Raw genomic sequence first — 22,966 nt, forward strand, 5'->3', positions numbered from 1 at the left:
CCACAACTTTAATGTTCTACTTATAATTATATAAGTAGATTAAAGCACTGGTCATACCACTAATTCAAGCGTTTTTTGTGTTTTTATTTAAGTCGTTGAATATATTAAAAATAAATAAATATCATTAGTGTTTTTTAATAGATTAAAGATACTTTATTACTGTAGATCATAAGTAAATGGCCATTAATTCAAGAGTTTTAGTTTAATGGGAGTTGTTTGATCAGATCGCAATATACTTATTTTTTAACTTTAAGAGAAAGTAAAAAATTAAGTTAGTTAATTAAACTCACAGAATTCGACAAGAATCAGCTTTGAAATACGAGGCGATTGATAAAGAGAAAGGTGGCATTAGATATGACAGTAGAGTATTCAGTAAAACAGAGTGTGGCTTAGTTTCAATTTTATATAGCTAAAAGGTTTTAAGGTTTTAAATAAAATAATTTTAAGGGAAATAAATAGAGAGGTTATATCAAGTGGATTGATAAAGTATTGAAGATAATATTTAAGATGAAATATTCATATATTTGAACAAAGTTGGCGGAGTGGACGGGACTCGAACCCGCGACCCCCGGCGTGACAGGCCGGTATTCTAACCAACTGAACTACCACTCCGCGATCTTTGTTTACAAGTCATATTAACTGAACGTCGTTCAATAATTATAACCTTTTACTACGTAAATTTTAGCAGGACTTACAACCTGCATCAACTATGATGATTTTAACAAAATTGGCGGAGTGGACGGGACTCGAACCCGCGACCCCCGGCGTGACAGGCCGGTATTCTAACCAACTGAACTACCACTCCGCTGTATTTCGTTTTGAGTTTTTATCGAAGCTCTCTTCGCATCAACTATGATGATTTTAACAAAATTGGCGGAGTGGACGGGACTCGAACCCGCGACCCCCGGCGTGACAGGCCGGTATTCTAACCAACTGAACTACCACTCCGCTGTATTTCATTTTGAGTTTTTAACGAAGCTCTCTTCGCATCAATTATGATGATTTTAACAAAATTGGCGGAGTGGACGGGACTCGAACCCGCGACCCCCGGCGTGACAGGCCGGTATTCTAACCAACTGAACTACCACTCCACGATCTTTTGTCTACATCAACAACATGTCGTTGAATGCGGCGAGATAATACGGTTATGACGCGGCGCAGTCAACCACTTTTTTAATATAAATCACTGCTTGAACATTTGACGAGCAATACGATGAAAATCCAAGCTTATTTTCATCGTTTTGCTCAATATATTTGCATATAGTTATAAATTTATTTACTTTTTGTTTTTTTGCGCCGTAAAGTAAAAAACAAAACAACAGCAATTAGGATAATGACACTATTACCAGCGGCGATAATTATAATAGTTTCTTTATCTTCTGCATCTTGTGCTTGTTGTTGTACCAACATAGCCTCTTCGCGTTCTTGTTCTGCTTTAACACGTAATTCATCGGCAGTTTCATTTATTGTAACTGTTCCATCAGCATTCACGTCACCAGCGGTATTAAGCAGGTAATTATTTTCTTCTACATTAAAACTGAATTCTGGTACTACTAGACGAAACTCTCGTCCTGAAATGGTTTTACCAAAGGCACTGACATTTACTCGATATATACCAGGCTCTGTATTAGTAATAGTGGTAGTTCTACTTTCCCCACTTTCTTCCATAATAGAAAAAGGTTTAGTTTGCCTGTCTGGAAAGGTCAACTTGCCTTGGAACACAAGACTGTTAGGGTCTACATGACTAGGATCTATAGCTAAGAGCAATTGATGAGGTTTGTCCGGGTCTTCAGATTTAACAACACTGAGTTCAACCGGTATCTTATGTAATAAGATTGGTGTCTGTCTCAGTTCACGCGTTGTCATCGGCAGTTTTACCAAGTAAACGGGCTGCCACTCTCCTGGGGCAAAATCTAGGATAAATTCCCCCGTAAAGGTATTGTCGTTGGCATATTCGTCTAAGCCATGACCATCATCACGAAAAGAAGTGACTTTAATAGCATCAGCGCCAAAATTTTCGTGATTTGAATTATTGGTGCTGTAAAAGTTAACATCTAGTTTGACAACATTTTTAAAATATGGACTTTCTATCGCATCATTGCCATTGAACAGTTTACCTTCAACTTTTAGTGTCTCACCCGAAAATGCTATATCAGGTAAAGGCTCGACTGCAATTTTTACATCTGAGATTACTAATATCTGACTATTAGGTAAAATATCTCCTACTGCTTGCCAAGGACCCGGCATAGGCTTTTTAATCTTAATCATGTCAAAAGTACTGTCATCAAACCATTGTACTTTTTCATGATCAAATTGATTAACCCTGATTTTACTACCATCAGGTCTGATGAGAATAATGGGAGTACTGCCGCTTTTACGATAAAATATTAACGTTATTTCTTCTAAATCTGCATCAAGACGAAAACGGTTATCAAAATACGGTATTTGATTAGTTATATTATCTTTTTGATAATATTCAACGGTAGTTTTATTAAGCTTATTATTTTCAGTCTTACTTTCTACATCACTATTAACAAATGCCCAAGCATTAAATGCAGTAATAAACGTCAACATAAAAACAATCAGCTTTGATGCTTTAATTAATGGTAAGTTAAAACAATGATGCTTATTTATTTCCAAAGTGGGTCCCCTCCTTTTTTACCGATTACAGCTACTCGCTCTGTATGTGCTTCTAATTCATCGGCCGAAGCAGCAATAATCTTTAATTTATTCCTAGCCGAGGATACTCTTCTAATTGCATTAGCATCTGCATTACCGCCCTCACCAGCCGACAAATTGAAACTTGATTGCTTACGCGTCATTTCAATATAGACATATGCCAATAATTGCGCATCTATCAAGGCCCCGTGATAGGTACGGTCTACTAACTTGTCTACTCGGTAAAATCTCGCTAAGTAATCTAAAGTTTTTGGAGAGCCCAATTCATCTTTTGATACTTTCAAGGTATCGGTAATGGTACAGATATCTTCTGTCATAGGGACTTTATCTTGGCTTCGTCCCATTGAATTAAACAAAGAAAACTCATGGTCCATAAAACCAACATCAAACTTGGAATTATGTATAACCAGATCTGCACCACGAATGAAATCAATGAACTCATGAACAACTTGAGAAAAAATAGGCTTGTCATTAAGAAATTCATTAGTTAAACCATGAATATTAATAACTTCTTGATCCATTACAAATACTTGACCACGTTGATCAAGTGGTTTGATATAGGCGTGATAGGTTCGTCCAGTTAGTTGACGATTTATCATTTCGACACAGCCAATCTCTACAATTCGATGCCCTTCTCTGGGATTGATACCTGTAGTTTCTGTATCTAAAATGATTAATCTTTTGTCTTTCTCTGAATTTTGAGTATCGGTTATATTATTCACTGACGAGCCTTTTCTGTAATATTAGTCACGATTAAATTTTTATTTGATGAGCTATTGAGTATCATTTTTCAGGTAACATTTGAGGAAATTCGACCAAGTTAATCTGCATACGTTTACTGGTAAAACATAACCCAATTAATATAAATACAATAAGTCCTTGGTAAACTAACCATACCATTGAAGTTAATTGCCAGTAGAAAAAACCAATGAGGTTAATGCTCAAATCAAAAATGAGTGCCATCACCAACATTGCTCGACAATAAGGCCAAATTACTTTTACCCAATTAGGCGCATTTGGTCGACGTAAACTGATAATAACAACAACACATAAACCAATAATGCCTGATACTAAGCTAAGAAAAAACAAGCTTGTTTCAGGGTATATCCATTGCATGGTTGACACTCTATCTTTCATATTTGTTACAGACATAAGCCACACTAGATAACCACGTAAGACAAATAGCAATACCAAATAAAAACGCTTTGATAACTTTAAGCAATCATATTTATCAAAGTCTTCAATGGAATACTCTTGATATTTTTTAGGCACTTGGTGTTTTCTCATTTTTTAACTGACGTTCTTGATGTAACAAACTCTGAGCGGCAGTGATAGCTTTAACGGCTTTAGAATTAAACTCCCGAGTATATAAAGTATAAACAACCCATAAGCTCATAAATATCAGTAAAAATGGATGGAAAAACCAACACATAGCAGCTAATGCAAAGTAATAAGACCTTAATCCGTAATTATAAGAGTGAGCCGCTTGGTCTTGAACAATGGCCATTTGTTTTGCATAAGCGGTTAAATTCTCATTTTTACCCGAAAGATCAAAAGGCGTGGCACCTATCATTACATTCAAAAATCCGTATTGGCGCATCGACCAGGTAAATTGGAAAAAAGAGAGTACAAAAATAAAGGCTAATAAGCTGAGTTTTAGTTGTATTGCTAAGTGATTTACCTCTGCCGCAAAAGGTAATGAAGAAATAACTATCTCTAACGTTCCCACTTTGGCAAACAAAGTAAAAATACCGGCAAGGATTAACAAGGTGCTAGAAGCAAAAAAAGCAATATTACGTTCTAAGTTGGCTAATAAAGCTGCTTCTGAGACCCTCACTTCACGTGAGATAACCTCATACATCCAATGGATTCTATGCTGATGTAATGAGCGTGCAATACAATCCGTTGTTTTCGCTTTTCTTCGTGCAAATACGGTATAGCCATACCAAGTGACAATAAAAACAGATAAAGCTAAAATATCGATTAGAGAGAAAGGCAAAGTCTATTCCTTAATAGGTAGCGGGGATAACAAAAAATAAGATTATACGCCAACAATTTTTATTGACCAACAACTTCATTTGATTCGTAAAATGTATTTTTTAATACTCTTAGCCTCTCAGCTCAGAATAATTCATCTCAGTGCATAACTAACTACTCACTTGAGTTTTATATGTAATTGAATAACACTGGCACTATACCCGTTCTACTTGAATATGCTCGTTTCAGGAAGTCTCAGCGATTCATAATCAAGTGGAGCGGGGATATAATAATCTACGCGTTTTGATATTTTAAGAATCATAGCGCAATACAGGAATTTCTATGAAATATATCAAACGACTAGTACTACTAGTCGCTATATCAACAACACTAACTGCTTGTAATAGTTCTTCTGCTCTGCCATCTCCAGAGAAATTACCTGGGAGCTGGGTTGTTAGTTCGATTCAAGGTAAACCGGTTATTACCAACAGTAAGGCTCAATTAGTATTTACTGAAGATAATAAACTAACAGGCTCTGCATCATGTAATGGTATTTCAACCAGCTATAGCTCACAAAATAACACGTTGAAAATTGCCCCAATAGCAACCACTCGAAAGATGTGTTCACCTTCTTTAATGACTCAAGAAGCTATTTTGTTACAGTCGCTTAGTAAAGTGAAACGCTTTCAACTCCATAATGGGGAGTTATCATTGTTCGACCAGCAAGGTTCGTTACAATTAAAAGCAAAAAGAACCTAGCACTAATGCTGCCTTTGTGTAATATCAGAAAATGAGCTTTCTATACCTTTTTGCTATATAGCAATATAAGTTATAACAAAATATCACTTCTTTTTTCATAACAACTAGCTACCATTAAGCTATTAAAGTAACTAATTCACAGGAATCATTATGTCTAAAATCTTCGAAGACAACACTACTGCTATAGGTAATACACCTTTAGTTAAATTAAACCGCGTGATTGATGCTGAAAATGGCGTTAATGTTTATGCCAAAATTGAAGCAAGAAATCCAAGCTTCAGCGTTAAGTGTCGTATCGGCGCTAGCATGGTTTGGGATGCTGAAGAAAAAGGGTTATTAAGCCCTGGAAAAGAAATTGTAGAACCAACAAGTGGTAATACAGGTATCGCATTAGCATTTGTTGCTGCAGCACGTGGCTACGGCATCACCTTGACTATGCCTAGCACTATGAGCTTAGAGCGTCGTAAATTATTATCTGCTTTAGGCGCTAAGGTTGAACTTACCGATGGTGCTAAAGGCATGGGCGGTGCTATTGCTAAAGCGCAAGAGCTTAAAGATTCAGATCCAGAAAAATATGTATTATTAGGGCAATTTGATAACCCTGCCAACCCAAAAATTCATGAAGAAACTACTGGCCCAGAAATCTGGAATGATACCGATGGTAATGTTGATATTTTTGTTGCCGGTGTTGGAACGGGTGGTACTCTTACCGGTACAAGTCGCTACCTCAAGTTAACCAAAGGTAAAGCAGTTACAACAGTAGCAGTGGAACCTACAGACTCTCCAGTGATTACTCAAGCACTTGCTGGTGAAGAATTAACACCTGGCCCTCATAAAATTCAAGGTATAGGTGCTGGTTTTATTCCTGGCAATTTAGATCTTGATATGGTCGATGCAGTTGAACTGGTTTCAAATGAAGATGCTTTTGCTATGGCGCACCGTTTGATGAAAGAAGAAGGTATTCTTGCTGGTATCTCATCTGGAGCAGCTGTTGTTGCAGCAAAACGCCTTGCGGAACGTCCTGAAAACAAAGGTAAAAATATCGTAGTGATTTTACCAAGTTCAGCTGAACGTTACTTATCAAGTGCACTTTTTACTGAAACCTTTAGCGATAAAGAACTTGTTCAGTAACATACCAATTGAAGTAATGAATAGATCATTCAGCGAGAATTAAAAGGTTTAGATGCAAGGCTTTGATTGAAGATAATGGTTATTGCCTTATCAAAATCAATAACGCTTCATATAAACCTTTAAACTCGCCCTTGGGAGCTTGTCAGGAAAGTGATACGTCACAAATTTTTTTGATATAGAACGACTATATACGCACAAATTTTGCTTGTTCTAACTTCCCTGACACAGCTCTGAATTGACTCATTCATTATTTCATTTGGTATTACTGACATAAATTTATACTTCTATTTTATAAAAGGCACCTAGGTGCCTTTTATTTTTTAGAAATTAGCGCTAATATTTAGCTTCACTTTAACAAAGTAATTACGCTATTATTGAATAATAACCCCACCTTTTTTGACTTACTTGCATGCCTTATTTAAAAAACAGTCTTTTAGCACTGTTATTATGTTCTATCACTTTATTAACAGCGTGCGGTGAAGATAATTCGAAGAAAATAACCACGGTTGATAATCCAGAGCTAGTTGCTATAGCCTTCTTTGACGCCCTTTATAATGAAAAGAACGTTGAAAAAGCGGCCTCTGTTTGTAATCCTCAATTAGCACGTCTTATTCTTCATTACCGTTCGCCTGGAGCAGTAGCTCGTCACTTATTTAATATGTCCTACGACAAAGTTGAAATAAAGCCAGACAGTGCCGGAGTTAAAGTACGTGAGCAATTCAAAGGCAGTGCGAATATCACCATCTATTTTGATGGCTATTACCAAAACAATCGTATGAAGGACGTTAAACGCTTGGCTATTATCCAGCGTGACGGTAAGTGGTTTATTGATAAAGTATTAAAAGACCCCTTTTAAACTTCTCCATTCTAACTAATACCATTCCAGTTAATTACATGATCTAAAATTGCGTAGGGAAAATTGATGTGAACAAGATGTTTGATTGAGCAATAGCTGGCTATTGGGATTGAAAACAACGCAGTTATCGTCAGTTTTAACCAGCAAGATTGATCAAATAGTTATGCGGACTGGTATAACTAATAAGATAAATTAATGTTAAAAATAGGCACTTACCAACACTTTAAAGGTAGTTACTACCAAGTACTTCATATTGCTAGACATAGCGAAACTGAAGAATATATGGTGGTATATCACCCTGCAGATAATAAAGAAGATATTTGGCTACGTCCTTTAGCCATGTTCGATGAGATTATCGAACAAGAGGGTAAAACACTAAAACGCTTTAGCTTTGTAAAGCCATAACGCGTTAGTCTTTGTATATAAAAAGATAAAAACCTTGAGTAATAGCTTTAGCCTATAGAGAAAAAATGATGCTCTTGCCAAGGTACTTTCTCGTGTTGAATCTCTGTTACCTGTGCTTGTTCTGGTCCGTGGGCCAACCACAGCAGCATTTTTTCAATATTATCTTCTTCACCACACAGTAATACTTCAACATCACCATCGGCTAGATTACGCGCATAACCACTTAAACAATATTCAATAGCTTGTTGCTGAGACGAGGCTCTAAAGTAAACCCCTTGTACCCTACCTGAAATATGCGCAATATAGCTAACATTCATACATGTTTCTCTTCTTAAATTAGTATTATTATCAGTAAAGTTTGCACCTAAGCCTGTCATTGACTAAAATCGGCACAAATTTCTCTTTCACAGAATAAATGATATTGTTTTTTACGACGTTATTTATTCATTAAAAGTAAGTATAGACCTATGTCAGCAAGAATTTCTTTAAATGTTGGTCGTGAAAAATCTTTATTACGTAAACACCCATGGATTTTTTCGAAAGCAGTGAACAAAATCAAAGGTAACCCTATGCTTGGGGATACTGTTGATGTATTCGATAGTAAAGGTAATTGGTTAGCTAAAGGTGCTTATTCACCTGAATCTCAAATAAGAATTAGAGTGTGGAGCTTTGACGAGCATGAAGAAATTGATCGTGATTTTTTCTTTGCTAAATTACAAAGTGCTCAAGCAAGACGTGATTGGTTTATTGAGCAGGGAAAATTAACTGGCTATCGCTTAATCGCGGGTGAATCAGATGGTTTACCGGGCGTTACTATTGATATATATGATAATTTTGTCGTATGTCAGTTACTTAGCGCCGGCGCAGATTTCCATCGATATACCATTGTTAACTGCTTAACCGAGCTTTACCCGGGTTGTCATATTTATGAGCGTTCTGATGTTGATGTACGTAAAAAAGAAGGTTTAGAGCCGGTAACGGGTTGGTTAACCGAGCCGCAAGACTCAACTGAATGTATCATTGAAGAACACGGGATCAAAATCCATGTTGATATCGCAACGGGTCATAAAACAGGATTTTACTTAGACCAACGTGACTCGAGACTTGCTGCAGGTAAATTTGCCAAAGACAAAACAGTTTTAAATTGTTTTTCTTATACCAGTACATTCGCATTACACTGTGCGGCAAATAATGCCAAAGAAGTGATTAATGTAGATGTATCACAAGATGCTCTTGATATGGGTGAACGTAACCTTGCTTTAAACGGCCTATCGGATGCTAATGTATCTTTCGTTAAAGAAGATGTCTTTAAATTATTGCGAAGATACCGTGAAGAAAAACGCACCTTTGATATGATCATTCTTGACCCACCTAAATTTGTTGAGTCAAAAGCGCAATTAACCGGAGCCTGTCGAGGTTATAAAGACATCAACATGATAGCTATGCAGTTATTAAACCCTGGTGGTTTATTATTGACATTTTCTTGCTCTGGGTTGATGGAAGCAAGTTTATTTCAAAAAGTTGTTGCTGATGCCGCTTTAGATGCAAAAAGAAAAGCTTACTTCGTTGAACGTTTACAACAAGCTGCAGATCACCCTATTTCTTCTAATTATCCTGAAGGGTATTATTTGAAAGGTTTAGTTTGCCAAGTAGAATAATTAAGCTGAATTATGCCAATAGGGTTAAGGGCTTTATCTGACAGAAAATAAAATCCTAAAATCATATGCCAAACACTAAAAAGCCAGAATTGAATCTGGCTTTTTTTATATATAAAAACTTTATGCTAATCTATTTCTTCAATGGTTATACCAATGAGATAGCAATTCTTACTCTCTTCTTCAATACGAACTACTCGGCCACGAATATCAAGCGCTTGTATTTGACTGCTGGCAGAATCAACTCTCACTTTTACATGGGTCGATATTGCTAATGGATGTTCAATTTCAAACGCCATTCCTGTCGCACTTAAATCTCGACAAGTCGCAGATAGTTGACTATTTACTTCGTCATCTATCACAGTAACAACAACCTCACTATTCAACATCATGCGGTAAAAATCGCGCTTATCATCAAAATCTTTCATGAGCTCTCCCAAGCAGACTATTTTTAACTCTTTTATTTATACTGAGCAATGGCTGACCTGTCAACTAGCAGTCAAAAAGAAGTAATAACTTGCTCAAATTAATCACCTGACTAATAAGCTGAATGTTAGCTTTATTAGTCATCTAAAATCTAACTCCTTACCTCAGTATACGCTCAGTTAAGAAAAACCTTTTAAATAATTTAAAATACGCTTAACCGATATTGGCGCTGAGGTACCTAGGTTTTGTGCGAACAATGAAATCCTTAGCTCTTCAATCAACCATCGTGTAGCGAGTAACTCATTATCTACTGGTTTATCTTTTCGTTGCTTACTCATAATCACTTGGTACAACTCGTTAACTTTAGACACCTCAATAAGCTTTAACCTATCTTGGTTAGGATCACTTGGTAGTTTTTCTAAACGGCGTAACATGCCTTGTAAATACCGAATAATATCATCAAGCTTACTTAAGCCTGAGTAGGTTACAAATCCTTTGAACACTAACTGCTCGCATTGTTGCTTAATATCACCATGAGATTGGATAACATTTAAAGGCACACTACCTTTCATTTTTTTAGTGACTTCATGACGTAACGTTAACGCACGCTCAACTTTAATGGCTGCCGCTAACACACAATCAGCTATTTCAGCCCTAACATAATCACAACACTGCGCAAATTGCTTTTCTTCTCGGGGAAGTAGCCCATCATTTTGATGTTGAGAAAATTGTTGAACTAAAGACAAACAAGCGCCTTGAATACAATCTTGTAATAGCTCATTGATTGAACCAAAAGGATTAAAATACAAACCTAATTTGTCTTTATTCGGCAGTTTTTCCTGCAAATATTTTAATGGTGTTGGGATATTCAATAAAATAAGTCGGCTAATCCCTTTCAACATAGCTTCTTGGGCATGTTGCTCTTGCTCAAAAAGCTCAATAGCAACACTGTTTTTATGATCGACTAATGCAGGGAATGCCTTAATAGTTATATTGGCAACTTTCTTTTCATAACCTTTAGGAAGTTTACCAAAATTCCACTGAGTTAAATCAGCTTGCTCAATACCTTTTTCTGCTACCTGCTTAATTGATGCTTTTACTTTACCTTGCAGTTCAGCTTTAAGTTCGTTGAGGTCTCTGCCTTGCTTTATTAACTTGCCTTTGTCATCTACAACTTGAAAATTCATAGTTAAGTGAATTGGTAAAGTAATATCTTGCCAAGCACCTTCGGGTAACCGTACCCCTGTCATTCGTAATAATTGCTTTGCTAGCGCATCTTGTAAATGTCCCTGCTCTGCAGGCATAGCCGCTAAACAAGCTTGCGCATAGTTAGGTGCTGGAACAAAGTTACGCCTTAATGTTTTAGGCAAGGCTTTAATTAATGCAATAGCAAGCTCATCTCGTAATGCAGGAATTAGCCAATCAAAACCAACCTCTTGCACTTGATTTAATAAGGCAATAGGCAATATAACGCTAATACCATCATCAATATCACCAGGACTGAAATGATATGTCAGCGGTAAGGTAATACTATCTTGTTGCCAAAAATCAGGGTACTCAATAGCACTTAATTCATCCGAAGATTCATTCAACAAAAAGGCTTTACTAAAATCTAATAACTGCTCATTCTCTCGCTTCGCTTTTTTCCACCAAGCGAGAAAGCTACGTTGACAGTTAACCGTCTCAGGAAGTTTATCACTATAAAAATCAACTAAGTGCTGTTCATCGATTAAAAAATCTCTACGACGCGCTTTTTGCTCAAGCTCTTCAATGCTTTCTACCAATTGCTGGTTTTTGCTTAAAAATTTCTCTTTAATTAGGCAATCACCATTGACCAGTGCTTCGCGAATAAATATTTCTCGGCAAGTGACAGGTTCAATATTATTAAAATTGATCTTACGTTTACTGACAATACTGAGACCGTATAAAGTTACTTGCTCAAAGGCCATTACAGCACCTTGTTTTTTCTCCCAATGCGGTTCGCTGTAATTTCGCTTAACCAAATGCTGTGCAAGCGGTTCAAGCCACAAAGGGTCAATCTTGGCATTCATACGAGCAAACAATCGACTAGTTTCTACTAGCTCAGCAGACATTAACCATTTGGGTGATTTTTTAGTTAACGCTGAGCCTGGGAAGATAAAGAACTTCATGCCCCGCGCTCCCTTATATTCACGGTTTTCATCCTGTTGACCGATGTGACTAAGCAAACCTGACAACAATGCTTGATGCACGGGAATTAGCGCGGAATCTTGCTCGTTTTCTTTTTCCTTATCTACTGCTGAGCCTGCTTCTTGACCTTGCTGAGCACTTGGCATAGAAAACTGATAATCAATCGACGTTAACGGTATTTGCTGTTCTTTTAACGTCAGCTTCAATTGACTGAAGATATCTTGCCATTCACGTAAACGGACATAAGAAAGAAACTCGCGCTGACATAGCTTCCTGAATTGATTTTGCGTTAAGTCTTTTTTCTGATTGTTAATATACTGCCAAAGGTTAAGTAAGCTTATGAAGTCAGAGGACTTATTTTTAAATCGATTATGCTTTTCATCACTAAGTTGTTGTTTCTCATGTGGCCTTTCACGTGGATCTTGAATACTTAAGGCGCTAACAATAATCAGTATTTGTTCAATGCAACCAAACTCTATAGCAGAGATGACCATTTTGGCTAAACGCGGGTCTATAGGGAACTTTGCTAATAGACGTCCTGATTTCGTCAACTGTGTTGCCGTTGACGAAGTTTTACCTTTAGCGTCTTTATCAGGGTTGTCTAAGCTTTCAACGGCTGCTATTTCTTCCAACAAACGAACACCATCGGTGATATTTCGATTATCAGGTGCTTCAACAAACGGGAAATTAGCAATATCACCTAAATCCAGCGCATGCATTTGCAAAATAACAGTGGCTAAATTAGTACGTAAAATTTCAGGATCTGTAAATTCAGCACGACTTTTATAATCATCCTCAGAATATAAACGAATACAGATACCTTCTGAAACACGCCCACAACGACCAGAGCGTTGATTAGCGCTTGCTTGCGAAACAGCTTCAATAGGTAAACGCTGTACTTTGGTTCGATAACTGTAACGTGAAATACGTGCCGTACCCGGGTCAATTACATACTTGATACCAGGTACTGTTAAACTCGTTTCAGCAACGTTGGTTGCCAATACAATATTTCGCCCACTATGGGGTTTAAATATTTGATTCTGCTCACTAACCGTTAAACGAGCATACAGAGGTAAAATATTAGTATGTCGTAAATTAGCTTTGACTAGCGCAGCAGCAGTATCGCGTATTTCCCGTTCACCATTGAGGAAAACCAGAATGTCACCATTACCACAATCACTTAGTTCATCAACCGCCGACAAAATACCACTGATAATATCAACCTCTTGCGGTGATTGGTCGTCATCATCATTCACTGCACGATCGTTTAAAGGTCGATAGCGCATTTCAACAGGGAATGTTCTACCTGATACTTCAATAATAGGTGCTGGCTCACCATTTTTACTAGAAAAGTGTTTCGCAAAACGTTGTGGGTCAATTGTCGCTGAGGTAATAATTAACTTAAGATCAGGTCGTTTTACCAGTATTTGCTTTAAATAGCCCAAAATAAAATCGATATTTAAACTACGCTCATGGGCTTCATCGATAATAATTGTATCGTATTTAAGTAGTAACCTATCCCTTTGCATTTCCGCCAGCAAAATACCGTCAGTCATCAATTTGATATAACTATGCTCGCTGACTTGGTCATTAAAACGAACCTTATAGCCAACTTGCTCACCTAACTTGGTGCCTAATTCTTCTGCAATACGATTAGCTACTGTTCTAGCGGCAATACGTCTAGGTTGAGTATGACCAATCAGACCATCCACACCACGACCAAGTTCAAGACAAATTTTGGGGATTTGTGTGGTTTTTCCTGACCCTGTCTCACCTGCAATGATAACCACTTGATTAGCATCAATAGCCGCTGAAATCTGCGCAGCATTCTCTGAAATAGGTAAACCTTCAGGATAAGTTATCTTGGGTAAGCTTCTAATTTTTTGCTGTTTATCTTGAATTGATTTGAGAATATTTTGCTGTAATGGCTCAACCAGCTTAATTTGCTTTTCTGATAATGACAGCATCGCCAATTCAGTCGGTGATTTTTGTCCAACCTCTTTAGTAATCGTTTTTTTAAGGTTTATTAACCTTTTTCTAAAGCGTACCGCATCGCTTTTTTTTGCTTGCGGCAATAATTCAAAAAGTTTTTGTAAATGGGAAAATGAAGTAATAGCAGACTCAATCAAAACAGACAAAACAAACTCGGATAGAAAATCAAAAGAAATATTTTAACAGTAATACACTATAAATGGCAGCGAGTAACGCATTATAAATAGCCCGTTAAATACACAAAAGGAGCTTCACAGCTCCTTTAAAAAATAATATAACGGTTGATACATCCGTTAAGCACTATTTATTACACCGATGCATGTTCCTTCTCAATAGAGGTCCTTGCCTTACCGTGTTTATAACAAGCTTGTAAAACTTCATTACGAGAGATAGTACCGAGTAGATTACCATCGTCATCAATCACAGGGTAAACTTTAGGTTTATCCTTTCGCATGGTTTGCCCTAGCTCAATAATACTGTCATAAGGTTTCACTGAAAGTATATTTTTGCTCATAATATCTTTAATAATTGCAACGTTTTCATTGAAATAGATGGTTTCTAACATTTTCTCTAAAACATCCCCTTCTGAAATAAAGCCAAGTACCTTATAGTTTTGATCAACTACTGGTCCGCCAATTTGCTTCGTTTTTAAGAAGCGTAATGTGGCCTCTTCTACAGACATAGTCTCGGTAAAAGTTACTGGGTAGTGATTCATATATTCTTTTATTTTTAATGATTCCATTTTAACCCTTAACTAAATCTTTATTTAGTTTTTCATTGTTATAAAAACCTCGGTTGCACTATTAATAACTGTAGATAAGCCTTTGCAAAAAAACCAATTTTTGCTTCTCTTTATTAAAACTATATTAAGATATTGTTTAAATTTTAATAGTAGACTTAAGGACCTTATTGAACAACAATCATCCAACGATAAGAATTATCACAAGGAATTCAATATGCCAAGCAACTTATTTCGGCCTTTTATACTAGTCATTGTCGTCTACAGCATAGGCACGACTGCCTTTGCCCATAAAGGTGAACAAGTAAAATTAGATCAAGCTTGCGAAGACGCAAGACAAATTGCGCTCGAGCCTAGAAGAAAAGAAATTTATCAGGAATGTGTTCAAAAATTTAAAAAAGATGAAACTGTTTGTTTGAGTGAAGCAAAGGCATATAACGGTAACAGAATAAATGGCGCACCACTGTTTTATGAGTTACCTGCTTGTGAGAAAGCCTTCGATTTTAGAAATAAAAACGAAAAATAACAGCCATTTACCTAGGTGAGAAAATCTGTATTTAAACAATACAAGATGAATCCGTTATATCCACTAAATGACCCTTTTATCATCTGGGTCATTTCTGCATAACATGGCTATTTGTTTTTTCCTGCCAGTTAACCTAATTCTTGTGGTGTTTATTTTGATACTGACGACAGTATGTATTTTTTATTTAACTGAATAAAAACCCAAACTAAACTGCTGGGGAACAATACTAAGAAAAGATACTTTGCATATAACAAAGTTAACAGCACTGAGCTAGCAATTATCAAGGCATATAAACACATCAAGCCTTTATGCGCTTTAGCAAAGGCGAAAGAAGCAACAAAATCCCCGACTACGCCACGATTGTCTAAGCGAGCAATCAAACAGGGTAGTACTCCGACAATCATAGACAACAGCGAAAATAGCCAGGCAAGCACAAAGTTAAAAGCATAAAATTCAAAAGTCATATCCCCCCGCGCTTGTGTTTGTATATCGAAGACTTTCGAAAGGAATGAATTTTGATCTACATATAAACTATACAGAGCAATGGCATCAGTCATCCAAATAAGAAAACATAAAAACTGTACCACGCACACTAAGCCGATATTTGCGAACAATGTTCTAAAGTGAAAGGTATCACTTTTACCCTCTTTATTTAGTAATAGTGGATGTAAAACAAGGCTCACTAAAGGAATGAATAAAATAAAACCTGCACAAAAAGATATGTACATGGTAGTAAGTTCATACGTGCCGAGGTAAAACTGAATAATTTGCGAGATAAAAAAGATCACTAAACTTGCGAAAAACACCAAACCGTAACTGATGATTTTTTCACCTGATAAACGCGATACGCTCGAAGACTCTGACACAATATCCACCAATAACTCATATAATTAATATAATTTAATTATGATATTAGCCTAACTAACAACTCTAGATATTGATGTAAAATAAGACAAAAGCAATCCTGCTCTTTTTCTTTCATTATGAAGAGCTTAAAAAGCCTATTTAGGTGAAAGGTTGCACTAAGTATTATGCTTTACCTTAATACTTTTCGCTGTTAAATCTCGCACGCCAACGAGGTTACCAATTAACATTAAAGCACCACCGATAAGTAAAGGAAGCTCAAACGCTTCGTTATAAAAAAATACGCCTACCATCGCAATTAGAGGTAATCTGAAAAAATCGAGGGTAATAATGGTAGTTATTTCAGCATATTTCATTGCGTTTGCTAAACAATAATGTGCCGACAACGCACTCAACCCAATTACAGTAAGCCAAAGCCATTGTTCACCTTGTGGCCAAACCCAATTTGATAAAGATAAAAATAATCCAATAGGTAATTGAACAAGACACATAAATAGTAAAATGGTTAACGGAGATTCAGTTTTTGCCAAGGACTTTGTTGTCGTATGCGAAATGGCAAAGCAAATAGCTGAGCCCAAAACAATAATCGATGCATAATCAATTAAAGCGTATCCCGGCCGGACTATGGCAAGTACACCTAAGGTACCCAGAAATATCGCTATCAACTTATTCATTGTGACTTTTTCATCGAGAAAAAAGCTAGCAATTAACAGGGTCCATATTGGCACAGTAAACTCTAAGGCAAAAACTTCCGCCAGCGGAAGTAAGCCGATACCAAAAAACCAACCATATTGAGCAATAAAGTGAAAACCATTGCGGAACAAATGAAGTTTAAACACATTAACTCGTGGCTGTCTTGTTAGTGACTTTAGCTGCTTATCTTTAAGAATTCGAGACCGAATAAAGTAAACAACCGAGAGAAATACCAAGCCAATAGCACTGCGAATACATAATGATTGAGCAATAGTTAACTCGCCACTTAATTCACGTGCACCAATAGCAAGAATGCAAAATGAAGCCAGTGCACCTGACATCCATAAAAAGAGCGCCATAATAATTAAACTCTACTCTTTAAAAAGTGATTAATCGGTAAGTTGTAATCGACAAACTAACGTAATAAATAAAGAGAGCTGCGCTTATTTATTACTTTAGTTAGAGATTGTCAGAGAGTAAATAACTCAACGTTTACAACTAAAATAGAGTTTAATCATAGTGGAACTATTAAAAATACCAAGCCTTTTTTTGCTGTAACAATCAATTTTAGTGCTATTTAGTTATACCCCAATTCATAAATAGGGTTGTCATCATGCTCGTATAAATCATCAGTATTTTGTCTGGTTCGTTCATTAACCTGCTCATCATCTTTATTAGTTTGATTAGCACCTTGTTGGTAAACATTCAGCATTTCTGCTGACATGATCATTCGTCTATTACTCATATTGCAATTGTTTAACATATAACTACCCTCACTTAATAAATGGCTCCGCAGCTTTGCGTTGCTAATAAGGTACATTGCATCAAGGATGCCAAAATTTTTTATAAATTTAGCATTGATTTTTATATGTTTTATTTAAAATATATAAATTTGATAATTACATTATCATTTTGCAACACAGGTTTCGCAAGTTAGGAGTTAAATCATGCAATTAACTTAAGCGTTATGAGAAGTAGTAGTGATGTCGTCATTGTCTGATTATCCTCACCAGTAATTTACCCAATGGAATGAAAAACGCTATACCTAATGTTCACACTAAGCAAAATTGAGTATAACGTTAAGTTTTTAGATATAGACGTTCTTCTTAATGGGTACTCTAATAAGTCAGCAATACTTTATTTAGTGACAATATTTTTTTTAGCCAATGTTTCATCTAACGATTTTAAAGCATTTTCATGCCAATACTGCCAGTGCATGTGTAACTTATCTTCCGTTAAATGCTTTGGCTGTAAGTAATCTTTATAAGTATAACGATAGAATTGACGTGGTTTATGTGGATTATTTTCTTGTTCTTTCGCCACATAGTTAGCATTATGTTCGACTAACCATTGACTGAACTCTACTGCATACTTTTTACCTGAGTCGTCTACTAATTTTTTATAGCCATCAAAGAAGTCAGTTTTTAAATAGTGCGCCATCTTCCTATATTCATCTTGATGTTTTTCATTCATAAAACGCACAGCTAAATAACCCCAACGATATACTCTGTCGGTACCGTCTTTATATTCGGTATTAAAAATTTCCGTTAAACTCGGCCAATCTTTTGGAATAGTTTCATTGAGCAACCTGAAGGTTCTTGGATTATTATCTTCCTTAGCAACATATTCAGCGAGTCCTTCAGACCACCACACCATATGACTTGGAAAATGATTAAAGGTATCGTATTTAACAAAGCGACCATCTAAATAATGAACAAACTCATGATTTAAGTTCCAAACAGCAAATTCAGGTCGTACCCAGAAATGTTCAAATGAATAAAAAGTCGCAATATTGTCAGGATCTTGTGTCGTTCCCTCAATGTACATGCCACCATTATCGGTATTAATATCAAAAATTAACTGGCCGAATTTATTATACTCTGCGTGATTATCAAAAATAACAACCCGTAATTTATCATTAAAATCATTGGCAACCGGCTGGTTATTGGTCGCTAAAATTTCATGGAAATTACTTTCTTGAGCGATTAACTGCTGACAAGAATCACTTAACTGTGCTGCAGACATGGCTTGGGTTAAAATATAAATCCTACTTGAGCACACATGGTTAATAGGCAATGCTTGTTCAATTGAAGGGGAAATACAACGTTCTGCTAGCGTACCCTCTTCACATTCAGACTTCCCACGAAAAGTATTGACGACATAAGGCACACTAAAAAGTGTCTTATTTTGCTCTACTGACATTGAGCTATTATTGGTTAACGCCTCCCAAACACTGTTATCCAGGGCATCCATATCACCTTCAACCTTGAGGGTTAATTTATCATCATCTAAACGTTTTTGATCCTCAACTGAATGCTCATAATATTCATTCCAGTATTCTTTCGAATATAAATTATAATACTGTGCCAATGCCCAAAGAGCGTGTTGCTTTGGCCAGTTGCTACCGACTAACGTATTATTTTTAGCGGTGATAAATTGAATTAATGCCTGTTGAAGTTCACCTTCGCCATGTACGCCTTTCATGAATTGAGCTGTATTCTTTCTTCGGGCTTCATAGGGTAAAATAGCACCAGCACGTAATACTTCCCACAGTGCGTAATCTATCGCTTTGTCTTTCTTAGGTATCACTGCTGTTGTGTTAGAAAGATCAGCGGAAGCATAAAGGTTAATTAACTGGCTTAACGGCTTAACCTGCTCCACGATAAATGGTTGTAAAGGTGCTAAGAAATATAAACGATACAAAGCGACAGCATAATTTTCATGCAAGCGTGCCGTAGTAGAGTTCACTTCAAAAAAACCAGGCATATTGTATAAATTTACTAATGCGGTATTAACAGATATTGCGGTTTGCTCAGGCCAATCCTTATCTGTACCAAAACTACTGTAAATTCTAAGATAAAAAGTAAGCTTCTTTAATTTATCATTAGTTAAGTCACCTTTTAACGCTTCCATTGATATTCCATCTGCAACAGCTTTTAGTAGTCCTTGTTGATAATGATCAAAATCTTGGCTCCATAACTGATCTATATCAGTCGCTAACAATTGAGTTACCATTGGGCTAACTGTGGGCACTGAGACAGGTAGGTTAGATTCAACAGCATCAGCATCCACCTTCAGACTACAAGCCGTAATAACTGAACAGATGGCAAGTGCCGTAAGTGACATTGATAATTTATTCATAGCGTTTTCTTTATTGTTATATTATAAATGCATTATTGCATACAATATACCGACATACATTAGGTAATTAATTAAATAGGGAATATTAGCTTCAACGTAATAGATACACTGATATGACAAAACTAAGATAATTATTAACTGTTAAAAGCTAATCAGGTAACATTAACTCACTTTAAAATATATATACCCGTATTACTTCAAAAGACAGGATTCAGCTGGAATTGGCAACGCCTTGGACATCAATAGCTCTGGCATCCTTAAACTCGTATTTTGAAATATCATGGGTATAGTTTCACTTGTTGGAAGTTTATGAATATTGTTTGTGCAAACTGCTTTACCACCAACTGCATCCCCGATGATAAAGATTATAACAAAGGCAAATGTGGTAAATGCCAACAAGGGGTCTACTCTCCTAAGCCGACAGAATTAACGGGTAATACTTTTTACCCCTTTATAGAACGAAATGAATTACCTGTGATTGTTGATTTTTGGGCCAGCTGGTGTGGACCCTGTCAAAACATGGCACCTGTTTACAGTAAAGTAGCGCAATCATCACCCTCTTTACTGTTTGCCAAAGTAAATACCGAGCAAGTTCAACAGATTTCTGCTGATGCGAATATTCGTAGCTTACCTACCTTAGTCTTTTTTCATCAGGGTGAAGAAGTTGATCGCATTTCAGGTGGCTTAAGTGAAATGCAAATGAAGCAGTGGATTGTTCAGTGTTTGCACAAGACGGGTAACTCTTGATAATAGACTTCGTATATGAAATAGGCTATCCACTGAAATTTTGATGTGGATGGTTGGTTTACAAAGCAGTAATTGATAACTATCAGTTTAAATATCTTGTGAAATTATATAAGCTTAGTAAAAAAAGGAGCGAATAATGACACTGGCAAATTATACTTATCTCGGCACCGCTGATGACCTAGTACAACGCTACCCTTGGCAAATTGAAATGAATTTAGAAAATTTCAATAATATGCTGATGCGTAAAGCGCTATTAGGTGAAAAAGTGCTAATAAATGATGGGTATTTACTCAATCTACCTGCCGCTAGACATGCATTATTAAACCCTGATTCCTCACCCTTAAAAGCGCTCATCGAGTCTAACTTCGTTCGTATTTTATCGCGAAACAATGACCTTATAGCGATGCCAGAAAGCATGGCTAAACAAGGTGTCAGTAGCTTTTCTCAGCTCAAAAAGAATAATGAATGGTCTGATTTAGAATCTATGCTGAGGAAGTGGCAACCTAAGCTTCATCGAACAGAAAACTTCATTGCTTGGCCCAAAAAACATATTAGCCATGGCTTTGATACCATTATGATGCGCTTACATGAAAAATCACCAGAGCAACTCGGCTTAACCCATAGCTCAAACGATGATTTATTGCGTGTCTTTGACAACTATATTTTACAAAATCAACACGATAAAGAAGCAACCCGTACACGTTGGGAGAATGCAGTATTAAAGGCAGTAGCAAACACTAAGGATGATAAACAAAAAATACAAGAACTCATCGGGCTATCTTGTGAAGGTTATCATTATAATTTTGGTATTTGTTTAAGTAACTTTAGTGCCCTTGATAGAGCAAATATTATAGTTGAAACCCGTTACAGTCATGCTTTTGATGAATTCATGGAAATTAACATTGCCCCGCAAGAATCTTTAACAGAAATGCCTGTGTTAAATATTCCAAAAAATTTACCATTAAACAAACCAGAATTGTGGAAACAAATTGTCGATCCATTCAGTGACATTGCCGATTTACAGAATACTTATAAACAAAGCATGTCACTATACAGCGTAGGGCAAACATCGAAAGAAGCATTAGATGAAGCCACTAAAGCATATTCGCTCGCATTATCAACTCTTTTTGGCCAAAGTGCAGATGTCGGCTCAAAAACAAAACGCGTATTGGGTCTTGGTTTTTTTGGTGCAGGAGCTTTAGTTTCACTGCCTGTAGCAGCATTACTTTGGTTCTCAGAAACAGAATTAATTCCCGCAATGATGAAACGTTTCCAAGTGCGAGATAAAAAATTCTTTAATGAAAATAAAGGTAAAATTCCCATAGTAAATATGCAAAATAAAACCATGATAACCTCTGTCGCTTTAAACAAAGAAAAATCATTAGCCTTATCCAAAGAGATCCCATCATTTTAAATGAGAAATACTGTTTTGCCACAGTAATAACCTTCGAGACAACCCTTAGGCAATAACTTGCCGTTTAAATGACAAAGGTGTTCGGCTTTGTCATTTTACACTCCTGTATAGTCCTTAGATTCTGATGGTTTTATATATTACGTCCTGACACTTCTCAGTTATGCGAGGCTTCACCTTAGTTACCTAAGCTTTACAACTGTGGCACAAAGTGTGCAATTGGAGTGGTATAACACTCTAAGAGTGCATGACAATTAAAGTAAGGACGCTCTTTATGATGATCAACAGCAATTACGCTCAACAAGTAGCGCAAGCGAAGTCTAATAATACCTCGATAGTCAATTTTGATAACTCCATTCCCGCAGTTCAACCTATCCCCGGTGAAAAAGATACCGTGACTTTCTCTGATAAAGCCTTAGCCATGATGAACGGTGATGAGATTAAAGAAAACGCCCTCACTTACGTAAGACCCGAAACGGCAAGATCACTTTTATCTAAAAGCGAAGCAGCAAACACAGCTGAAGTTGGCGATGCCAAAGAAGATGTTGTCGTTGATAATCGTTTTAGTGAGATAATGCAAAATATATTAGATAAACGATTAGGTATAGACCGAGAAAGACTTGAAGAGCTTGAAGCGCTGATGGAAGAAATTGCCAACAATGAAAATATGAGCCCAGAAGAAAAAGAATTAGCGTTAGAAAAACTGGCTGAAATGCGAGAAAAAATAATTGAAGAAGGCAGAGAGATACAAGAAGTCGTTAAGCAAACAGAATAAAGTGTTCATCTTTGAAATCAC

Annotated in this window: 21 protein-coding genes and 4 tRNA genes; 9 read left to right on the forward strand and 16 right to left on the reverse strand. The window is 36.5% G+C overall.

Annotated features, from left to right (window positions below):
• Positions 1 to 535: 535 nt before the first annotated feature.
• The 8 genes from ESZ36_RS00685 to ESZ36_RS00720 all read right to left on the reverse strand — a co-directional run bounded on the left by ESZ36_RS00685 (position 536) and on the right by ESZ36_RS00720 (position 4,678).
• Positions 536 to 612 (reverse strand) — tRNA-Asp (locus tag ESZ36_RS00685).
• Between the two features lie 116 nt (positions 613 to 728).
• Positions 729 to 805: transfer RNA gene (locus ESZ36_RS00690), tRNA-Asp, on the reverse strand.
• A 66-nt stretch (positions 806 to 871) separates the two neighbouring features.
• Positions 872 to 948: transfer RNA gene (locus ESZ36_RS00695), tRNA-Asp, on the reverse strand.
• Between the two features lie 66 nt (positions 949 to 1,014).
• Positions 1,015 to 1,091: transfer RNA gene (locus ESZ36_RS00700), tRNA-Asp, on the reverse strand.
• 181 nt (positions 1,092 to 1,272) lie between these two features.
• Positions 1,273 to 2,640 carry a TIGR03503 family protein gene (locus tag ESZ36_RS00705; protein WP_146782133.1) on the reverse strand — a complete coding sequence of 456 codons (1,368 nt, stop codon included), beginning with the start codon at positions 2,638 to 2,640 and terminating at the stop codon, positions 1,273 to 1,275.
• On the reverse strand, positions 2,631 to 3,401 hold the full coding sequence (gene dnaQ / locus ESZ36_RS00710) for a DNA polymerase III subunit epsilon (RefSeq protein ID WP_146782136.1): 771 nt from the start codon (positions 3,399 to 3,401) through the stop codon (positions 2,631 to 2,633). The genes ESZ36_RS00705 and dnaQ overlap by 10 nt, the downstream gene beginning before the upstream one ends.
• A 61-nt stretch (positions 3,402 to 3,462) precedes the next feature.
• Positions 3,463 to 3,966 carry a DUF2919 family protein gene (locus tag ESZ36_RS00715; protein ID WP_146782139.1) on the reverse strand — a complete coding sequence of 168 codons (504 nt, stop codon included), beginning with the start codon at positions 3,964 to 3,966 and terminating at the stop codon, positions 3,463 to 3,465.
• Complete coding sequence (locus tag ESZ36_RS00720) at positions 3,944 to 4,678, reverse strand: DUF599 domain-containing protein (RefSeq protein WP_146782142.1); 735 nt, start codon at positions 4,676 to 4,678, stop codon at positions 3,944 to 3,946. The genes ESZ36_RS00715 and ESZ36_RS00720 overlap by 23 nt, the downstream gene beginning before the upstream one ends.
• Before the next feature lie 320 nt (positions 4,679 to 4,998).
• Between ESZ36_RS00720 and ESZ36_RS00725 the strand changes: the two genes are divergently transcribed.
• The 4 genes from ESZ36_RS00725 (at position 4,999) to ESZ36_RS00740 (ending at position 7,807) form a co-directional block, all read left to right on the forward strand.
• Positions 4,999 to 5,415, forward strand: coding sequence for an META domain-containing protein (locus ESZ36_RS00725; protein WP_146782145.1), 417 nt, complete (start codon positions 4,999 to 5,001; stop codon positions 5,413 to 5,415).
• Positions 5,416 to 5,565: 150 nt separating this feature from the next.
• Positions 5,566 to 6,546, forward strand: a complete 981-nt coding sequence (gene cysK, locus ESZ36_RS00730; RefSeq protein ID WP_146782148.1) for a cysteine synthase A — start codon at positions 5,566 to 5,568, stop codon at positions 6,544 to 6,546.
• Between the two features lie 409 nt (positions 6,547 to 6,955).
• Positions 6,956 to 7,402: a hypothetical protein gene (locus tag ESZ36_RS00735; RefSeq protein ID WP_146782151.1), complete on the forward strand. Its 447-nt coding sequence runs from the start codon at positions 6,956 to 6,958 to the stop codon at positions 7,400 to 7,402.
• 195 nt (positions 7,403 to 7,597) lie between these two features.
• Positions 7,598 to 7,807, forward strand: a complete 210-nt coding sequence (locus ESZ36_RS00740; RefSeq protein WP_146782153.1) for a DUF1653 domain-containing protein — start codon at positions 7,598 to 7,600, stop codon at positions 7,805 to 7,807.
• A gap of 47 nt (positions 7,808 to 7,854) precedes the next feature.
• On the opposite strand, the gene ESZ36_RS00745 is transcribed toward ESZ36_RS00740, so the two are convergent.
• Positions 7,855 to 8,124 carry an acylphosphatase gene (locus ESZ36_RS00745; protein ID WP_146782156.1) on the reverse strand — a complete coding sequence of 90 codons (270 nt, stop codon included), beginning with the start codon at positions 8,122 to 8,124 and terminating at the stop codon, positions 7,855 to 7,857.
• Positions 8,125 to 8,274: 150 nt separating this feature from the next.
• Here ESZ36_RS00745 and ESZ36_RS00750 point away from each other — a divergent pair, with 150 nt between their 5' ends.
• Positions 8,275 to 9,465, forward strand: coding sequence for a class I SAM-dependent methyltransferase (locus ESZ36_RS00750; protein ID WP_146782159.1), 1,191 nt, complete (start codon positions 8,275 to 8,277; stop codon positions 9,463 to 9,465).
• Positions 9,466 to 9,590: 125 nt separating this feature from the next.
• Here ESZ36_RS00750 and ESZ36_RS00755 read toward each other — a convergent pair whose 3' ends face one another.
• The 3 genes from ESZ36_RS00755 to ESZ36_RS00765 all read right to left on the reverse strand — a co-directional run bounded on the left by ESZ36_RS00755 (position 9,591) and on the right by ESZ36_RS00765 (position 14,791).
• Entirely contained in the window at positions 9,591 to 9,890 is a 300-nt protein-coding gene (locus ESZ36_RS00755; RefSeq protein WP_146782162.1) for a PilZ domain-containing protein, read from the reverse strand.
• Between the two features lie 177 nt (positions 9,891 to 10,067).
• Positions 10,068 to 14,195, reverse strand: a complete 4,128-nt coding sequence (gene hrpA, locus ESZ36_RS00760; RefSeq protein ID WP_146782165.1) for an ATP-dependent RNA helicase HrpA — start codon at positions 14,193 to 14,195, stop codon at positions 10,068 to 10,070.
• Between the two features lie 161 nt (positions 14,196 to 14,356).
• Entirely contained in the window at positions 14,357 to 14,791 is a 435-nt protein-coding gene (locus tag ESZ36_RS00765; protein WP_146782168.1) for a CBS domain-containing protein, read from the reverse strand.
• A 214-nt stretch (positions 14,792 to 15,005) separates the two neighbouring features.
• On the opposite strand from ESZ36_RS00765, the gene ESZ36_RS00770 reads away from it, so the two are divergent.
• Positions 15,006 to 15,314, forward strand: a complete 309-nt coding sequence (locus ESZ36_RS00770) for a hypothetical protein (protein WP_146782171.1) — start codon at positions 15,006 to 15,008, stop codon at positions 15,312 to 15,314.
• Positions 15,315 to 15,463: 149 nt separating this feature from the next.
• On the opposite strand, the gene ESZ36_RS00775 is transcribed toward ESZ36_RS00770, so the two are convergent.
• The 4 genes from ESZ36_RS00775 to ESZ36_RS00790 form a co-directional block, all read right to left on the reverse strand.
• Entirely contained in the window at positions 15,464 to 16,180 is a 717-nt protein-coding gene (locus ESZ36_RS00775; RefSeq protein ID WP_146782173.1) for a DUF2189 domain-containing protein, read from the reverse strand.
• A 156-nt stretch (positions 16,181 to 16,336) separates the two neighbouring features.
• The gene (locus tag ESZ36_RS00780; protein WP_211357742.1) at positions 16,337 to 17,230 is read right to left on the reverse strand and encodes a DMT family transporter; all 894 of its coding nucleotides are present in this window, start codon (positions 17,228 to 17,230) and stop codon (positions 16,337 to 16,339) included.
• Between the two features lie 218 nt (positions 17,231 to 17,448).
• Entirely contained in the window at positions 17,449 to 17,634 is a 186-nt protein-coding gene (locus ESZ36_RS00785) for a hypothetical protein (RefSeq protein ID WP_146782176.1), read from the reverse strand.
• Positions 17,635 to 18,008: 374 nt separating this feature from the next.
• Positions 18,009 to 20,012, reverse strand: coding sequence for a collagenase (locus tag ESZ36_RS00790; protein ID WP_146782178.1), 2,004 nt, complete (start codon positions 20,010 to 20,012; stop codon positions 18,009 to 18,011).
• A gap of 309 nt (positions 20,013 to 20,321) precedes the next feature.
• On the opposite strand from ESZ36_RS00790, the gene trxC reads away from it, so the two are divergent.
• The 3 genes from trxC to ESZ36_RS00805 all read left to right on the forward strand — a co-directional run bounded on the left by trxC (position 20,322) and on the right by ESZ36_RS00805 (position 22,945).
• Positions 20,322 to 20,759 carry a thioredoxin TrxC gene (trxC, locus tag ESZ36_RS00795; RefSeq protein ID WP_146782181.1) on the forward strand — a complete coding sequence of 146 codons (438 nt, stop codon included), beginning with the start codon at positions 20,322 to 20,324 and terminating at the stop codon, positions 20,757 to 20,759.
• Positions 20,760 to 20,895: 136 nt separating this feature from the next.
• On the forward strand, positions 20,896 to 22,173 hold the full coding sequence (locus ESZ36_RS00800) for a hypothetical protein (protein ID WP_146782182.1): 1,278 nt from the start codon (positions 20,896 to 20,898) through the stop codon (positions 22,171 to 22,173).
• Positions 22,174 to 22,444: 271 nt separating this feature from the next.
• Positions 22,445 to 22,945, forward strand: a complete 501-nt coding sequence (locus ESZ36_RS00805; protein WP_146782185.1) for a M13 family metallopeptidase — start codon at positions 22,445 to 22,447, stop codon at positions 22,943 to 22,945.
• Positions 22,946 to 22,966: the final 21 nt, after the last annotated feature.

This window comes from Colwellia demingiae, assembly GCF_007954275.1.
In the GTDB taxonomy this organism is placed as follows: domain Bacteria; phylum Pseudomonadota; class Gammaproteobacteria; order Enterobacterales; family Alteromonadaceae; genus Colwellia; species Colwellia demingiae.

Bases quoted from the DNA above. Each gene is read 5' to 3' on its own strand.
- trxC (WP_146782181.1), top strand. From the start codon at position 20,322: ATGAATATTGTTTGTGCAAACTGCTTTACCACCAACTGCATCCCCGAT.
- ESZ36_RS00715 (WP_146782139.1), bottom strand. From the start codon at position 3,966: ATGAGAAAACACCAAGTGCCTAAAAAATATCAAGAGTATTCCATTGAA.
- ESZ36_RS00755 (WP_146782162.1), bottom strand. From the start codon at position 9,890: ATGAAAGATTTTGATGATAAGCGCGATTTTTACCGCATGATGTTGAAT.
- ESZ36_RS00725 (WP_146782145.1), top strand. From the start codon at position 4,999: ATGAAATATATCAAACGACTAGTACTACTAGTCGCTATATCAACAACA.
- ESZ36_RS00750 (WP_146782159.1), top strand. From the start codon at position 8,275: ATGTCAGCAAGAATTTCTTTAAATGTTGGTCGTGAAAAATCTTTATTA.
- ESZ36_RS00780 (WP_211357742.1), bottom strand. From the start codon at position 17,230: ATGGCGCTCTTTTTATGGATGTCAGGTGCACTGGCTTCATTTTGCATT.
- ESZ36_RS00745 (WP_146782156.1), bottom strand. From the start codon at position 8,124: ATGAATGTTAGCTATATTGCGCATATTTCAGGTAGGGTACAAGGGGTT.
- ESZ36_RS00765 (WP_146782168.1), bottom strand. From the start codon at position 14,791: ATGGAATCATTAAAAATAAAAGAATATATGAATCACTACCCAGTAACT.
- ESZ36_RS00790 (WP_146782178.1), bottom strand. From the start codon at position 20,012: ATGAATAAATTATCAATGTCACTTACGGCACTTGCCATCTGTTCAGTT.
- ESZ36_RS00785 (WP_146782176.1), bottom strand. From the start codon at position 17,634: ATGTTAAACAATTGCAATATGAGTAATAGACGAATGATCATGTCAGCA.
- ESZ36_RS00735 (WP_146782151.1), top strand. From the start codon at position 6,956: ATGCCTTATTTAAAAAACAGTCTTTTAGCACTGTTATTATGTTCTATC.
- ESZ36_RS00800 (WP_146782182.1), top strand. From the start codon at position 20,896: ATGACACTGGCAAATTATACTTATCTCGGCACCGCTGATGACCTAGTA.
- ESZ36_RS00770 (WP_146782171.1), top strand. From the start codon at position 15,006: ATGCCAAGCAACTTATTTCGGCCTTTTATACTAGTCATTGTCGTCTAC.
- ESZ36_RS00740 (WP_146782153.1), top strand. From the start codon at position 7,598: ATGTTAAAAATAGGCACTTACCAACACTTTAAAGGTAGTTACTACCAA.
- cysK (WP_146782148.1), top strand. From the start codon at position 5,566: ATGTCTAAAATCTTCGAAGACAACACTACTGCTATAGGTAATACACCT.
- ESZ36_RS00805 (WP_146782185.1), top strand. From the start codon at position 22,445: ATGATGATCAACAGCAATTACGCTCAACAAGTAGCGCAAGCGAAGTCT.